Origin of the sequence: Verrucomicrobium spinosum DSM 4136 = JCM 18804 (genome assembly GCF_000172155.1) — a bacterium.
GTDB lineage: Bacteria > Verrucomicrobiota > Verrucomicrobiia > Verrucomicrobiales > Verrucomicrobiaceae > Verrucomicrobium > Verrucomicrobium spinosum.
The window spans coordinates 215,743-231,356 of sequence record NZ_ABIZ01000001.1; the positions used below are offsets into that span (position 1 = coordinate 215,743).

Sequence of the window (15,614 nt, forward strand, 5' to 3'; positions counted from 1 at the left end):
TAGCCGGAACTTCGGCTGGCCTCAATGTCCGGGGCTGGAACTGGAGAATGAAAGCTTCTGAAGGAACCAGTAGAGCGCTTGCTTCCATTCCGCCGCGTCGTGCGCGTGGTCTGTGACGTGCCATACGTGGGACACGCCATGCCGCTTCAGCCAGGCATGAAAGTCCTGGCTGATGTGGATGAGGCCATCCCGGCTGCCGCATGACAGCCACAACAGCTTGAGTTGCTTTGCCTGGTCTGGAAGCGGGAGAAGCTCTTCATTTTTGCGGGTGTTCGGTGCCGAGGAGAATCCCCCGATCCATGCGAAGTGGTCCAGGTGACCGAGCCCGAAATTCAGTGCCTGCCCGCCGCCCATGGAGAGGCCGGCAATGGCCCGGTTCTCCTTGTTGGCCAGGACGCTGTAGCGAGATTCCACCGCTGGAATGAGGTCTTGCAGGAGATCCTGTTCGAAGACTGCGAAAGCGGGAGCATGCTGGAACACATCGCCTGTGGGACGATCATCCTTCTGGGCCCGGCCGTTGGGCATCACCACGATCATGGGCTCCGCCCTGCCATCGGTGATGAGGTTGTCCAGCAGGGTGTCCACCTGCGCAAAGTGCTGCCACTCGTTCTCGTCACCGCCGATGCCGTGGAGAAGATACAACACCGGGTATCTTCTGCTCACGGTGTAGCCGGGCGGCGTGTACACGTTCATTTTGCGCCTGGTTCCGACCGTTTTCGAGTCATACTCCACCTTCTCAAGTCTGCCTCGGGCCATGCCTGGGCGTACTTTGTCCCAGCCTGCCGGTGGTGCCGGGAAAGCGGGAACATCATCGCTTTTCAAAACGATGTTCCCCCAGGCCTTCCTGGGCTGCTGAGGTGGATTGCCCCCGGAGGCTTCGGTGGGCTCCTGCGCCAACAAGGGCGCACAAAGGGCAGGCAGAACGAGCAAAAGCGACTTCATGGCGGTAGGCATCCCCGGGTTGGTTGAGTGCAGGTGGAGGTGATGAACGGTTCAAGGTTGAAACACCCGCATCACTTCATGGTAGGCAGGCTTGGGTGCCCCGTTTCGATCGAACAGCAGTGGATGATTGTCACGCTTCCAGGGGAAGTCGTTCAACCAGCTCTGTCCGTCGTGGAGGTTCCAGAAAGAGACGCGCGCGATGGTATCGGAGTACTTGTTAAAGAGCCGGAAGAGTTGGGCATACTGCGCGGCCTGTCGTTGCAGGATTTCCGGAGGGCAGCCCTGTGCATAGGGATTGTGCTTGGAGAGAGTCGCACGCTCCGCACCATTGTCCGCCCACCAGCGCCCGCGCGGAATGACGTCGATGTCCAGCTCGGAGATGACGACTTTCATCTTCATGGCACGCATGGCCTGCAGGGTTTTTTCCAGGGCTTCAAACGGGACCAAGTCCAGTTCGTAGTGCCCCTGCAGCCCAATGGCGTGTACGGGAATCTTCTGGGCGCGGAGTGATTCGATCAGACGGATCATGCTCTGGCGTTTCCCCTCCAGTTCATTGTTGTAGTCGTTGTAGATCAGCATGGCCTCAGGGTCTGCGGCATGAGCGTAGGCGAAGGCGTTTGCGATGAACTCCTCCCCACAAGCCCTGCTCCAGCACGAGTCGCGCAAGTAGCCCGCCCCATCGTCGAGCGCCTCATTGACGACGTCCCACATCGCTATTTTCCCGCGATAGCGGCCCACAACGTTCTCAATGTGTGCCTTCATGCGCTCCAGCAGCAGGTCACGGGAAGCGGGCTGGTCCCCCGCTTTGCTGAACCAGGAAGGGGTGCGGTCATCTTTCGCCCAGACGAGGCAATGCCCCACCACCTTCAGATTGTGAGCCCGGGCAAACTCAACAAAGCGATCGGGGACTTCGAAGGACCACGCACCGGGTTGCGCCTGAACGGCTGCGGGTTTCATGCTGTTCTCCGGAGTGATATAGGAAAACTGGGAGGTGAGCAGGGGCCAGTCTTGTGGCCGCTCAAAGACCCGATCAGTGATGCCCACCCCCATGGAGAACGGCACCACCGTTTTTAATGTCTCAGTGCCGAAGCTGGTGATGCTGACAAGGCAAAGGGCGGTCGAAAGGAGGAGGCTTCCGGGAGATGGCGAGGCAGGTTTCATAGTGGGCGCGTCATCCATTCACCCTTGTTTGGAGGGGCATGGCGAGATCCGTCGGCTGACTTTCTTTGTGGCAAATCAGACAAGGTTCGCAAGGAGGAGGCTGCGGCCGTGGGGCAACCACGCGTCGTCACCCTTTGGAACTTGGTGGGTCGCTTGCCGAAAAACCGGAGGTCCTGACGCCGTTACTGATGATGCGCCCGTCAGCTCGCAACCGGCGTCTTTTGTCCCGTTGCCTACGGTGAGCCCATCGCCTGTCCCTGTTATTTGAAATCATGAAACCATCCGACCCTCTGCCCCAGCCATCCCGCCGCCGCTTCGTCAAACAATCGCTCTCTGCGGGGTTCGGCTTTACCTTTCTGCCGGCCTACCTCACCAGCGCCCGGGCCGCCGACAATCCCAAACTCCCGCCGAGCCGCCGGATCAATCTGGGCTGCATCGGCGTAGGCGGGCGTGCTGGCAGTGTCATTCCCGGGCTGACGGCCGCCGGTTCCGCAGCACCTGTTGCCTTCGTGGACGTGGATTTTGTGACGGCCAAGGGCGTGGAGAAGAACCTGGCGGCGTTCCCTGATGTGAAGCGCTTCAACGATTTCCGGGTGATGCTGGACGAGATGGGCAAAGACATTGACGCGGTCAGCGTCGTCACGCCAGATCACACGCACTTTACCGCTGCGATCCATGCGATGGCCCTGGGCAAGCATGTGTATGTGGAGAAGCCCCTGACGCACACCTTTGAGGAGGCGGAGATCCTCATGCGTGCGGAGAAGAAGTTCAAGGTGGTCACCCAAATGGGCAACCAGGGCCACACCTCGGCGGGGGCAAACCAGTTCAAGCAGATGCTCGCGGCAGGAATCGTCGATGACATCGTGAAGATCGAAGCGTGGAAGTCGCCCTCCCTGTGGTTCATGAATGCGGCCGAGCGCATCCCCGGCTATCCTGCGGAGGAGCCCATGCCAGAGTCCCTGAAGAGCTGGGACCTGTGGTGCGGTCCGCGCGAGAAGAAGGCCTACAGCAAGATGTACCATCCCTTCAACTGGCGCGGCTTCCACGTCTATGGCGGCGGCATGTTCGGCGACTGGGGCGCGCACATCATCGACTTTGCCCACCATCATCTGAAGCTGGGCCTGCCCACCAAGATCACGCCGCTGGAGCTGGCGGACTACAACCAGGTGAGCTTCCCGCTCACTTCCGACATCCGCTTTGAATTCGCTGCTCGTGGGGAGAAGCTGCCTGCGGTGGAGCTTCACTGGCGGGCGGGCGAGGTGAAGGTGCAGATCGAGGAAAAATACGGCGATCCCGACAAGGACGGCAAGCTGGTGGCGCCAAAGCCGGGCAAGGCGGGCACGCTGCTCCATCGCAAGCAGGGCGACTACCTGGTGCAGCGTGGCTCGCATGACAGCCACTCCCTGGTGTACCCGCGCAAGCAGATGGTGGAGTTCAAGGAAGCCATGGGGCTGAAGCCGCCGAAGCTGAACCACTTTGAGAGCTTCGTGCAGGCCTGCTTGGGCAACGGTACCACCGAGTCCCCTTTCGGCATCTCGGGCGAGCTCACGCAGGTGTTGAATCTGGGCATGATCGCCGAGTACTTGAACGTCGAGTTGAACTTTGACCCAAAGACGAAGCGCTTCATTGGCAACGATGCCGCCAACGCTCTGCTGTCGGGTGCCGCTCCGCGTGCCGAGTGGGCTGACTGCTACAAACTGGCATAAGCCACCTGCAGAGGGCCGACGTTGCTGACAAAGCGGCTCTTGTCTTTTGCCTTTGAGTCGGCGTTGTCTTCCAAAAGACGACGCTGCTCAAAGGCTCCCCATGCGATCCAGGCCACGCGGGCGGCGCATTCCGGCTGTCTTCAGCTTCTCGGCTTCTCGAACCAGAGTTTCATCACCAGCGCCGTCCATGTCGGAAAGGCCCCCACTGCGGGCAAGACTTCTGGAATCAACACCAAAGCGATCTCCCAGCGGAATCCCCAGATCGCCAGAAGGGTAATGCAAGCCAGCCCGTCAGCCATCCAGCCCGATGGCGGAGCAAAGTCACATGCGTCAGCAATGACGGCCACTACGAGAGAGATCAACGGGCGGAAGATGGGACGCTGAGCAGGACCAGAACGGGAGCTCTGCGAGGAGCGTGCCATTCTCTCCTCAAAGGAAGGTCTTGAATGGGCAGGGGAGGGACTCGCCTGGAGACGAGGGCTGTGCAATCCAGCGTCCGGTTCTGGGTGGCCGCCACTGCCCGACTCTCTAGGACTAGATCCGGTGCTGCGTGAAGGCGTCGAATTCTGCGGACGCTTTGGAATTAGTGAGCTCATAACGGGTCAGGAAAGATCTCGTTTTTTTGAATCACGGTTCCGATTGGATCGTCACTCAGGCCGGGTGCTTCGCGACGCGGGTGATGAGTTCTCTTTCTTATCCTTCCCACTGTTTTCTTCGTCACGTTGGCGATCGTCTTCCTCGCGAGAGGTTCGAGAACTATCTGAACGATGAGGAACGGTCCTTTGCGGTTGAGGGGTGGGAGGGGCCTCGGGTTCATTCCCGCCACCGAACAAGCCTTTCACCCAACCAAAAAGGCCACGTTTTGCAGGCTCTCGGGGTGTCTGTTGATTGTATGCAGCTTCGGCGAGGCCCCGGTTGTATCCTTTCACTTCACCGGCGGCGAGTCCGGAATTGTAGCCCTGCCGATAGCAGCCATGCATACAGATGCTTGCCAGGACCACACCGGCTACGGCCCCAAGGGGCCTCCATGCTGGCAATTTGATTTGGAACGGACTCGACGCTGGGAGGGGAGCGTCTACAGGCGGCGGGGGAATCTTTGGTGGCGGCGCGGCGAAGACGACAACGGAGGGATCCTTGTCACTGATGCCCCAATGCCCCTCCCGACGAGGAGCGTTGAGCAGGCGGCCCAGCGTCGTCTGACCAGCACTGGGAAGATACTCGGAAGCTTGCAAGGGCTGGAGCGGCTTGACGTTGAGAGGGAGGCTGCGTTCGGTGCTGAAGTGCTTCAGCACGTTTGTCACCAATGGCGAGGTCCAGTCGCCAGGAGCGCGCAACTTGCAGAGGACAAAGAAATACCGGCCAGGTCTGCCGAAGCGATCCCGCCCGCCGGAATAGACACGGTATGCCCAAAAAGTGTCGCCCCCTTCGTCGATGACGCCGTACCATTCAGCCCGGTCGTCGCTCCAGTCGCGGATCTTGGCTGGCCAGCCTTTGTGCACCTGTCTTGCGGCCTCGTTCCAGTCGGCATCGGTTTGCACATTGGACCACTGCCACTCTTCGCCCCCGATGTGATACGGATCAAAGACGGCAATTCCGTTGTCGTAAGGGATCGATGACATGATGGAAAGGGAAAAGAGAAGAGTTAAACTAGGAGGCGGGTCCGGGTTGCAGCGGTTTGGCGCAACCGCCTCTGTCATTGGACAGCCAGTTGTAGTAGGGAAACGTGGTGGTGCTGAGCAGTTCTCCATAACGGAACTGCTTCACCTCGATGAAATCCAAGTGCCAACCGCCTCGCTTGGAGTCGTCATGCGCCACGTTTACACTCTGTATTTTGCCGACCCGGGACGCTCGCAGGTTGTTGAAGGTATCCACCTGGCCCGTTTCGAAAGCATCTTTGGAGCTCGCAGACGGCTTGAGACCATTGAATGTCAATGTGTCACTTTTCCCCTCTTCGCCATAGATGGTGAGAGTGACGATGGCATCGGTGCCCTCTTTGTGGGCTGGAAATCCCAACTCCTGGCTCTTTTGTACTTCGACAGGTTTGTCCGGATCCAATGGGTCTGGCACGTGGTCATGAGTCTTGAACGTCACCTGATAGGTGAAAGCGTTGTATTCCCTCCAGAAGAGGAGGGCACCTGCCGCCAGGCTGAGCCCCAGAACGGCGGCACCCACATTCATCAGCACGCGCCTGAACCGAAATTGTCCCAGTTGTTTGCGAATGTAGGAGGTGATCAGCCTCATGTCCCCCGCTGTCAGAGGTGCCTTGGGTACGGAGAACAGCATGTCGTCCTGGTGGACTATTTCCGTGACCACGCTGGAGACCGGAATGAATGGCACATTTGCCTGTTCGATAGCGCCGCACAATTCCGGCAAGTGCCTTACCTGCTCCAGAAGGACTGACTTTAGGTCGTGGGTTGCGTCCAGCAGACCGGCATATTGATCAATCTTTGTCACGACGACCGCGCGGCTTTTTGACCTCCATCGACTGTTGTCTAGAAATGCGCTGAGCAGGAAGGCATTCTCACCGGGAGCATTCTCCCGGGTTTCTGAAAAGAAATCTTCCAGGTTGAGAAAGAAGAGCATGGTGTTTGCCGCATCCAGGTGCTGGCGGATGGCCAGCATCTCTGGATTGGTCTCGACCTCGGGCAGATTTTTGAGCACTTTGCGCAACTGTTTGCCGTCGCAGTCCAACATCTCCAGCTCGTGTTTCTTGCTCTGGATGCCGATGCGCCAGAACAGACGGTGGAGTTGTCCTGTTACGGTGGATGGCGGCCAGTTGCCGTCGGCCATGGCAGTTCTTGCCGTGGCCACATACTCCGCCGTGGCGAAGTCCTTGGGCTGCATTTGCAGATCCTTGGCATGCTCCTGCACGTAGCTGCCGAGCATGGCGAGAAAGACGGTCTTTCCGGAACCGTCAGGTCCGACGATGACAAGCTTCATGGTGTGATGCGCAAAATCAGTTCATGGGCCCCCTGAGTTGCCTTCAGATTCTCCAGTTTGTCCGACCGCCAGGGTACGGTGCGCAGCGCGGCCTGACGGAGCGGTTCGCGCGCCAGTTCCGCGAAGTCATCGCAGGCATGGACAACTTGCTCATGGTGCAGGCGCTGTCGTGCGGTGATGGAGGCTCGCTCTTCGATGAGAGCGTGAAGGCTGTCGATGTTGGACTCGACGAGCTTCTGTTCATCCTTTTTCTGATAGGCATGGATCGCCCACTTCGCCTGCACGAACAGGAACTGGCAGAGCGGGAAAAGATGAGAGAACTGGTGTTGGAATTTTGCCATCTCCTCCTCATTTTTTTCGGGATTGCTTTCCCAGCGTGTCACCACGACCGTGCTGCAGAGGTCCTGGAGATCTCTGAAAAACTCAACCTCCCTGGGGCTGGTCTTCCAGTTGTTGGCGTCTCCCCGCACGCAGAAGAGCACCTCGTTCACATGGGTGCGGACGTACTGGATGATCTCAGCATCCTGTTCCGGTCCCGTGATGGCTTCCGCTGCTCCGCATCCTGGCATGTCCACCAGCACCAGCCCCTCAGGCAGCCCTGGCAGAGGTCCTCTGACGATGATGCGGATGATCGACTTTGCCGCATGCTCATCAACATCAAAGACAAGCTGCCGCAACCGGACTGAGAGACGGGTGGCATCGTCAAATGTCTCTCTCTTGATGTGCAGCCCCGTGTGGTAGGATGTTATGGACCAGGAGTCGCCCTTTTCGTACTCGACCGGCACTGCCGTGGCCGCTCCATTCCGACGGGGAGCGACCGGCTCACGCAACAGCGCCTGCGCCAGGGTAGATTTTCCCACGTTTGTCAGCCCGATCATCGAAACCACATAGCGTTCGTTGGCCAGCGCGCGCGTTCGATGAAACAGCGGCATGAGACGCTGGGCCTGAAAATCTCGCAAGAACATCGCGAATTGCGCATGACCGGGCCGGGGATTCGCAGCCAGATTGCGAGCCGTGTCCTGAAACAACATCACCAGAGATGAAATGAGCTGATCCATACGCAGAACAATTTGGGGAACTTAAAAGAGGCGCACCGCGGGCGCTGCCGAAGTATCCGCTGCGGTCGCCGGAAGCGCTGGCGTTGGCGCTGGCTGGATCACGCCGTCCAGCAAGAGCAACGTGGTCTTGAGCTGCTCCAGTCGCTCGGCACTTGGCCGTTCCTTCAGCAAGCCCGTCAGCTTGGCCTCGTACGCGGTGAGCCTTGCCGTGGTTTCATTGAGAAACTCATCGACGATCAGCACATCCTTGCGGCTCAACACCCGGACATTCTGCGTGGTTTCATGAATCGCGTCTGTGATCAGATCTTTTACCGCCAGTGAAAGGGCGTTACGCGTTTCTGCCATCCGGCCCTTCCAGGTTGTGAAGCAGCGGTAGCAGGCCATTCCGATGAGAACCGGCGTACCCAGTGCTGCAACCGGGGCCAGCAGGGCACTCGCGGCCGCGCCACCTGCACCTGCCGCACCCACTGCCACCCAGGTAAAGGGATTCCACCAGACGAGTGCCGGTGCCACCGCCATGGCTGTCGATGCCACCAGACCCGGCAAACTCGCGACGCCGAAGGCCGCCAGCAGTGACGGCACCAGCGAAGTCACGGCTTCGACAGCGGGGTTGAAGGATTGTTTGTTGCTGATCACGGGGGCTATCTGCCGGGCTGCGACACCCAGGGAGGCACTGAAGTCCACCCCTAGCACTCGGACTGCCTCACCCACCGCCTCGCGAAGCCCGTCACCGGGTTGAGTAAGGTACTCATCCAGCCTTTTCATCACATCCGTGTGCACTGTCTTCGCCAGGGTCGTCAAGGCGCGGTCTGGTGTCCTGTCGATCAATGCGTTGTATTCCTCTTTCATGGCACGCTCGATCGCAGGGAGCACATCCCGGAAATCTTCGAATGCTCTCGTCCAGGCACTTTGAAATCTGCGTTCCAGGGCCGGTCTTTTGGTTCCAAGAGTTTCCCGCAAGTCAATGATGGTCGCCCTCTCAGCCTGTATTTCCTCGGCACTCCGTTCTGCCATGGCAAGATCTTCTGCCACAACCTCCCGTGCTTCCTTGGCACAGTGCTTTGTGATCTCAATCAAACGTTCCGTGACGATGGCTGCCCGCCCTTCCCCCACCAGCTTCTGCACCGCCTCCAGCAGATCTTCCATACCGGGTTCACTGCCAGTTTCTTGGAAGGTTTTTGCGGAGATGACGAACTGATTACATTGACCGTGCTCCAGCTTCGTCAGCACAGCGCGGTTGTGCTCCAGCCCTTCTGCCAGTTCATCTGCTTCGACAGCATCCGCCATCGTCACCCCGAACAGCAACTTGCTCACGTGCGCTTCTTGCACGTGGGACAGCAGCCTGATCTCTGACTCGACAAACGGATCGTCCGCCCTCACGAGAAAGATCACTGCGTCCAATCTGGGCAGGAAATCCAGCAGCACGTTGTCATGCAAATTGCTGAGAGCATTGTCCGCGCCGGGAGTGTCAACCAGCACCACATCCACCCCCAGCCTCGGGAGCGGTGCGATCACCTCGATGGTCTTCACATTCTTGCTATTGCGAGGGTTGCCTTCCTCGCATGCGAACTTGCGAATCTCGACCGCGTGAATCAACTGCCCCGGGTCCTCCGGCCGGTCCGAATGTCGGACCACGCGGATTGTTTCCTCAGGACCGTTGGCAAAACAGGTGACCACATTGGTGGCTGGCGACCGGTTCACCGGCGCATACAAATCGTCCCGCCTCCCCAGCACCGCATTGATGAAGGTCGACTTGCCCGTTTTCGCCCGCCCCACCACGCCGATGGAGAATCGCAGCTGACTCGCAGCGGTGATCGCTTCGGCAAGGCGCTTTTCAACAAGCGTCTGGCCGGCTCCCGCCAATGCTGCTTGCAGTTCCTTTGCGCGCTTGATCGCCTGCTGTAGCTCCGGATAGTTGCCAAGGGAGGTGCTCACGGAAGTATAGTATAAATTTTTTATGCTATGCATTGGAATAGCTGGTGCCATCATATTGTCCAGTGAATGATTCAGGCGGCGATGGTCTTGGCAATTTGTTGCACGCGTGGCATCACGATGATCCGTCGCACAGGTGACAGATCTGGCACGGCGACTCTGGGTGCGGACACGGGTGGCGTCGGGAAGGCGAGGGTGGGGATGACGAGCCCGCCGCCTCCCTCGGTGATCATGCCAGGCTGGGTGAGCAGCAGTCTTCTCGCCTGCTCCATGACCCCGCCAAGCCCGAGGCCGCCCAGCGTGGTTCTGGCCGCGGCAATCGCCTTGCCCAGATGCGGTGCGATGTGCGCTTCCCAAAGGATGTGGTCAGCATCAAGAGAGGGGGCCATGGGGCGACTGAAGGTCACCTTGGGGATGATGGCTGCAGCGGGCGCTTCGCTGTGCAGGGCTTCCGCCACAAAGATCGCCAGGGCGTAGCGCGAGGGCTGGGTGCAGGAATTCGCATGCAAGTTGTTCACGCCGAACAAGCGCAGACCAGTGCCGGTCATGCAGTCGGGTTGGCGGGTAATGGAGAGCAGGTCAGTGATCATGGCAGTAGTTTGGTTTGTTGCAGGTTGGTGATGAATTTTTGTGGCGGCACAATGCTTCCACGGCGCGCCTGATCGGCCAACTTTTGTCGCAGGACACCGGTGGACACTCCCCGGCTTCACCTGTCCTGAATGTTGTCCTTCTGAGCACGAGGAGCCCATTCCCTCGCTCTCGATTGCCTTGCGTGGATGGGGCCCGGGTTGGGTGCCCCGGCGAGATTCCGTTCGGTGTCCTGCCGTGTCCTCTCCTGTCCTGCCAAGTCCGATTTAATCACTGGCATCGCCCCGCGATCTGGGATCAAATTCTTCCCGTGGACAAACCATCGCCAAACTCAGGGATCGAGGCACTCATGCTCATCAAAGCGTGTCTGAAGGACCACGGCCTGAAGTTCACCGAACTGCACTACCACGTTCCTGGTTCTCACGAGCACCTGAAGCATCTCACCACAGGTGGGACGCCACGCCCACCCACCAAGGAGAGCATCACGCGCATTGCAAAGGCCATATTTGCCATGACCCACCCGGTTGAAGGAGCCTCCGATGCCACCCACTACAATCCGGTCGCCCTGTGGCAAGACCTCCTGCGTGGCCTCAATCGCCTGGGCAAAGGTAAACTGCAGGAGGATGCGGACGAACGCCGATTCTGCCATTTCCTGTTAGATCTCTTCGAGCTCAACAATGAACCTGCTGGTGAGCGCCATGAGCCTTTCCTGGAACGTGGATGCATCCTGGATTCCCGTGACTTTCATGGGAGGGCGGAACAGCTGCACCGGCTGCGCGGGCAAAAGTGCGGTCAGATCAACGGGGGACGAAAAATTGGCAAATCCTCACTCCTGCGTGAAGCAGGCCGGAAGCTGACAAACTGGCACCCCAGGCATGCCTTTGCCTATGTGGACATGATGCGGGCGGATACCCACACCGTGCAGGGTTTCTATGCAGAAGTGGCCTCTGCTTGGGGGCTGATCAATTCGCCAACTTCAAACGCGGACTTTTCCCTCTGTTGCAAGGAGGAATCTAAAAAGCGCCACCTTGTCCTCGTGATTGATGAAGCGGAACGATTCACCAGTCTGGAGCTGAGCCAGCAGTTTGACTTCCAGTTCTTTGAGAACCTTCGCGCCGTCAGCCAACAGTGCCTGACCTTGTGGTTTGGCAGCAAGAAGTCCCTGCGAGAGTTCGCCAAGTGCAGTGAAAACGTCTCCCCATTCAACACGGCACCGGTTACGCTTCTGGGGCTCTTTACTCCACAAGAAGCTGCCAGCTTCCTTACCTCAGTAGAGGGGGTGTCGTTTGATTCTCGGGAGTCTGAGACGATCCTTCACTGGGCGGGGCAACATCCCTGCAAGCTTCAGATCGCTTGCTACAATGTGCAGCTCAAGCGCGAGTTTGGACGCTCATTGGACGAGGCGATGCATGATGCCGAGATCGAATGGAACAGTATCAAAACCCTGGAGGAATGCTAGCGATGACATCCCATCTCCGTTGGTCGTTGCATGTACTTTACCTGCTGTTGTTCTGGCCATCGCGCTACAAGGCCGATATCGGCTTGCAGGTTGACATCAGCTTGAAATCCCGTCTCCGTCACATGACGCGGATGGTGCCCGCTCTCATGTTCCTGGCCCTGGTGGGGAGCTGCGTTCTGGCGCTGACCATCCACTGCATCAATGGTGCCCCCATTTTCTGGCCAGGGATACTGCCGGGAGTCGTGGCCGGGGTGCTGGTGGGGGCCGCCTGTTTTCTCCTGGTTTCAGACACCGTCATGGCTACGACGATGGCCTTGTCGATGGGCCTGCTCTGGGGCATCACCGGTCTTGAGTACCTCGGTCTGCCCAGGACGCTTGTGGTCCAGGCCACCGGCCTTTCAGGTGCTTTGTGGCTGAGTTGCTCCACCGGCATCGTGATTGCCATCACTTCAAGTTTGGGGCGGCCTCCTCTCCCTGCTCTCTGGATCAGACTCTTTCTGGCATTGATCGGCACAGCCTTCTTTGCGCTGTTTGGCCTGGGTGTCGCCATGAATGCGGGTTTGTCCAAGGCTGTCTGCGCTCTGAGCAGCAGCATGAGCTTCCTGGTCAGCTTCATCGTGGTGCACTTCCGCCTGTTCGACTATCCGATCTACGCCTTGCAGTCATGGTCTCTCGCAAAGGCCAGCAGCCAGCCCAATGCCGATGTTAGCAGGCTCTGGAAGAAACATCCCCTCGCTTGGAATGAAGTGATCTGGCTTCCCTTGCCCGGAGTCGTCACTTTTTTGGCAAACTTGGTCAAGTCCGACCGTGACTTTGGCTACGAGATCATCTCTTTTGTTTCCGCGCACCGGCGGCATCAGGCACGTGCTGTGAGCGCAGCCTTGAGTGAGGTCATGCTGCAAGATCTGCAGGTGACGGCCTTTAACCAGTTTCCCGAAGTCCTGCGTCGCCTGGAGTGGTTGCGCACTCCACCCAAACGTCTGCCGCAGATTGCAGTCCAGCATGGTCCTGCGTTTGTCAGGATTGCCGAGCATGCCGCACATCGTCTGGCGCTGACCTCCCGTGAGCAACAGCTTCAATCTCTCGACCGCGGCGCAACGGAGATCGAGCAGTTGCAGAGAAGCACGATGGGCACTCCGGATGTGCTTGCTTCACGGCTGCTTCAATGTGCGATGGACTGGCAGAGCCTCTTTCGGGATGAACTGCGCCGAACCCGTGACAACGTGCCCGACCTCGGCCACATCCCTGATCTCTTCAAAGCTGGCAGCTATCTCAAGGAAGAAGACGCCCAGTCATTCTTTGGTCGTGAGGACGAGTGGCATCAACTGGAGAACTTCATGCTCGCTCCCGCGGCGGCCTCAGCGATTCTCCTAAGAGGGGCGCGACGCATGGGGAAGAGCAGTCTGCTTCTACAGTTGCCCAGGCTGCTCGGACCCGACTGCACAGCCTGCTATCTGGACATGCAGAATGCCGCCTGCAACGAAAACCTTCCCCGCTTCTTTACAGCTCTTTCTGAAGCTATCACCACAGCTTTGCTGCGCCGCGGGGTAACCGTGCAAGGCTTGCTGATCGCTCAACTGAGGGATGAGCCATTCGCCACCTTCAATGAGTGGTTGGACTCCACAGAGAAGGCCATGCGTCCCGGCCTTCGCATCTGCATCTGCATTGATGAATATGAACGCATGAGCCGTCTTGCCAAGCAAGACCCGGACTGGCGTTTGCTGGACTATCTCCGTCATCTCCAGCAACAGCACCGCAGCCTCGTCCTCATCTATTGCGGGATGCGGCCCTTCCATGCACTCGGACCTGAGTGGGCCAGTCGCTTCGTCGGGGCACGTACGCTTAAACTCGGTTGTCTGGATCGGCAGTCGTCCATCAGGCTGCTGACCTCTCCACAGCCGGACTTTCCTCTTCGCTATGCTCCTGGAGCTCTCAATCACCTGCTGGAAATCACCGGTTGCCAGCCCTTCCTTCTTCAAGCTGTCGCCGGAGAGTTGGTGCGGCAGTTAAACAAGGAAAAGCGGATGACCGCCACCGTGGTGGACGTGGACAACGCCGTCGCTTTGGCCTTTGAGGCCTGGAGTGACTACCGTATCGACCTCTGGAACGATGCTGGGTCCGACGGTCAGGCTCTTGTTGTGAGGCTTCTTGCCGGGCAGCCTGCGACCCCAGGGCCTGCTCTTGCCCGTTTGTGCGACTACGACCTGCTCTCCTCTGAAGGGAAATTCAAGGTGCCCATTCTGGAACACTGGCTTCGCCGGGCCCTTGAGGCAGGCGAAATATCCCTGGATCTTGAACTGCACGCTAATCCACCCTGAAGGTAGCTGGGATGGCTGGAAGGCGATGTCTACAGGCGCCCCTTCCCATCTGCGGGCTTCCAGACGCCACTTTCCTGCAAAATCTCCCCAATTCCGAGCGATTAGTCATTGCCCCCTTCACTGAACCCGCATGAATCGTCGTCGTTTTATTCTCCAATCCCTCGGTGCCACGCTCGCGTTGCCGGGGCTCACTTCGCTCAAAGCCAGTGCTGTGGGGGGCAATGCGGCCGTCCAGATGGCCAAAGGGGCGGGCATGGGAGCAAGGCGGTTCGTGGCGATTGGCAACCTGCTTGGGTTCCAGGTGAAACAGCTTTTCCCCACAACCACGGGTGCGGCGTACGAGAAGACCACCCTGCTGGAGCCCATCTGGGACAATCGCAGCCAGATGACGGTTTATCGCGGTCTTGATCACGGCGTCAAGGGCGGGCACTTCGCGGTCCACTCCTTCCTTTCCGGGGTGCTGAACTCCGAGGCCCAGAACCGTCCGGATGGGAATGTCACGATCGACCAGTACCTCGCGGATGAGGTGGGCTTCGAGACGCGGTTCCCCTCGCTGACCGTTGGCTCTGAAGGGGGGATTCACGGTGGCTGCCAGATCGCGTGGACGAAGTCGGGTGTGCGGGTGCCGCCGATCACGAACCCGGCCGAGTTGTTTGAGAAGCTCTTCATCAGCGAGTCGAAAGAGCGCCAGGAACGCCGCGTGCAGGAAAATGGGGTGCAGGCCTCGATCCTGGACTCCGTAAGGGAGGAGGCCAACCGCCTCTCCGGCCAGGTGAACAAGGAGGACAAGGACAAGCTCGACGAGTACCTGACCTCTGTGCGGGATGTGGAGAAGCGCCTGGAACTCCGGAAGCGCTGGACCCTGCAGCCCAAGCCCGCCGCTCCGTTTGACAAGCCGGCGAACCGCAATGCGGTGGAGGATCTGCCGCTGTTGTATGAACTGATCACACTCGCCCTGCAGACGGACAGCACGCGCATCGCCACGCTGGAGATCGGGGGCGATTTCATGCCGCAACACCTGGGCATCAAAAAGGATTACCACGGTCTGTCCCACCACGGCAATGACCCGGAGGCGATCGCGAACCTCATCGCCCTGGAGCGGTACCAGATTGAGCACTTTGGCAAATTCGTGAGCCGCCTGTCCAAGGTAAACGACGGGGATCGCACCCTGCTGGACTCCACCACGGTGCTCTTCGGCAGCGGCATGGGGGACGGGAACTCACACAAGAACTCGGATCTTCCCATCATCCTTGCGGGCGGCGGCTACAAGCATGGCGAGTACCGGCAGGTGCCGCGTGAGGGAATCAACAAGGTGCCACTGTGCAATCTCTTCGTGGATATCGCGCAGAAGATGGGCGTGGAGACCGACCGCTTTGGCAGCAGCACTGGCCGTTTTGCTTAATGCGCGTTTTTCATTCCCTCTGTCTCCTCGCCGGAGTGTCGGCGATGGCTTTCTGTGGTGCGGCTGCGCAAGGTGACGACAAGCCACCGGCTCCCTCACCGAACCCGC

Annotated in this window: 12 protein-coding genes; 4 read left to right on the forward strand and 8 right to left on the reverse strand. The window is 59.0% G+C overall.

Features of this window, described 5'->3' with window-relative positions; genetic code table 11:
• Positions 1-21: 21 nt before the first annotated feature.
• The gene (locus VSP_RS00810; RefSeq protein WP_156345689.1) at positions 22-942 is read right to left on the reverse strand and encodes an alpha/beta hydrolase; all 921 of its coding nucleotides are present in this window, start codon (positions 940-942) and stop codon (positions 22-24) included.
• Between the two features lie 51 nt (positions 943-993).
• Positions 994-2,103: an endo-1,4-beta-xylanase gene (locus tag VSP_RS33265; protein ID WP_044133377.1), complete on the reverse strand. Its 1,110-nt coding sequence runs from the start codon at positions 2,101-2,103 to the stop codon at positions 994-996.
• Positions 2,104-2,375: 272 nt separating this feature from the next.
• Here VSP_RS33265 and VSP_RS00820 point away from each other — a divergent pair, with 272 nt between their 5' ends.
• Positions 2,376-3,809 (forward strand): Gfo/Idh/MocA family oxidoreductase, encoded by a 1,434-nt coding sequence (locus tag VSP_RS00820; protein WP_009958082.1) that lies wholly within the window; start codon positions 2,376-2,378, stop codon positions 3,807-3,809.
• A 140-nt stretch (positions 3,810-3,949) separates the two neighbouring features.
• Here the strand turns inward: VSP_RS00820 and VSP_RS00825 are convergent, their stop codons facing one another.
• From VSP_RS00825 to VSP_RS00850, 6 genes are all read right to left on the reverse strand, one after another.
• The gene (locus tag VSP_RS00825) at positions 3,950-4,231 is read right to left on the reverse strand and encodes a hypothetical protein (RefSeq protein ID WP_009958083.1); all 282 of its coding nucleotides are present in this window, start codon (positions 4,229-4,231) and stop codon (positions 3,950-3,952) included.
• Positions 4,232-4,456: 225 nt separating this feature from the next.
• Positions 4,457-5,428 (reverse strand): hypothetical protein, encoded by a 972-nt coding sequence (locus tag VSP_RS00830; protein ID WP_009958084.1) that lies wholly within the window; start codon positions 5,426-5,428, stop codon positions 4,457-4,459.
• Between the two features lie 28 nt (positions 5,429-5,456).
• On the reverse strand, positions 5,457-6,749 hold the full coding sequence (locus VSP_RS00835) for a PLAT/LH2 domain-containing protein (RefSeq protein ID WP_009958085.1): 1,293 nt from the start codon (positions 6,747-6,749) through the stop codon (positions 5,457-5,459).
• Positions 6,746-7,807, reverse strand: a complete 1,062-nt coding sequence (locus VSP_RS00840; RefSeq protein WP_009958086.1) for a dynamin family protein — start codon at positions 7,805-7,807, stop codon at positions 6,746-6,748. The genes VSP_RS00835 and VSP_RS00840 overlap by 4 nt, the downstream gene beginning before the upstream one ends.
• A 21-nt stretch (positions 7,808-7,828) precedes the next feature.
• Complete coding sequence (locus VSP_RS00845; protein WP_009958087.1) at positions 7,829-9,742, reverse strand: dynamin family protein; 1,914 nt, start codon at positions 9,740-9,742, stop codon at positions 7,829-7,831.
• A gap of 71 nt (positions 9,743-9,813) precedes the next feature.
• On the reverse strand, positions 9,814-10,329 hold the full coding sequence (locus tag VSP_RS00850; RefSeq protein ID WP_009958088.1) for a hypothetical protein: 516 nt from the start codon (positions 10,327-10,329) through the stop codon (positions 9,814-9,816).
• 347 nt (positions 10,330-10,676) lie between these two features.
• Between VSP_RS00850 and VSP_RS00855 the strand changes: the two genes are divergently transcribed.
• From VSP_RS00855 to VSP_RS00865, 3 genes are all read left to right on the forward strand, one after another.
• Positions 10,677-11,786 (forward strand): AAA family ATPase, encoded by a 1,110-nt coding sequence (locus tag VSP_RS00855; RefSeq protein ID WP_009958089.1) that lies wholly within the window; start codon positions 10,677-10,679, stop codon positions 11,784-11,786.
• 2 nt (positions 11,787-11,788) lie between these two features.
• The gene (locus tag VSP_RS00860) at positions 11,789-14,104 is read left to right on the forward strand and encodes an AAA family ATPase (RefSeq protein ID WP_044133379.1); all 2,316 of its coding nucleotides are present in this window, start codon (positions 11,789-11,791) and stop codon (positions 14,102-14,104) included.
• Positions 14,105-14,234: 130 nt separating this feature from the next.
• Positions 14,235-15,506 (forward strand): DUF1552 domain-containing protein, encoded by a 1,272-nt coding sequence (locus VSP_RS00865; RefSeq protein WP_009958091.1) that lies wholly within the window; start codon positions 14,235-14,237, stop codon positions 15,504-15,506.
• The last annotated feature ends 108 nt before the right edge of the window (positions 15,507-15,614 follow it).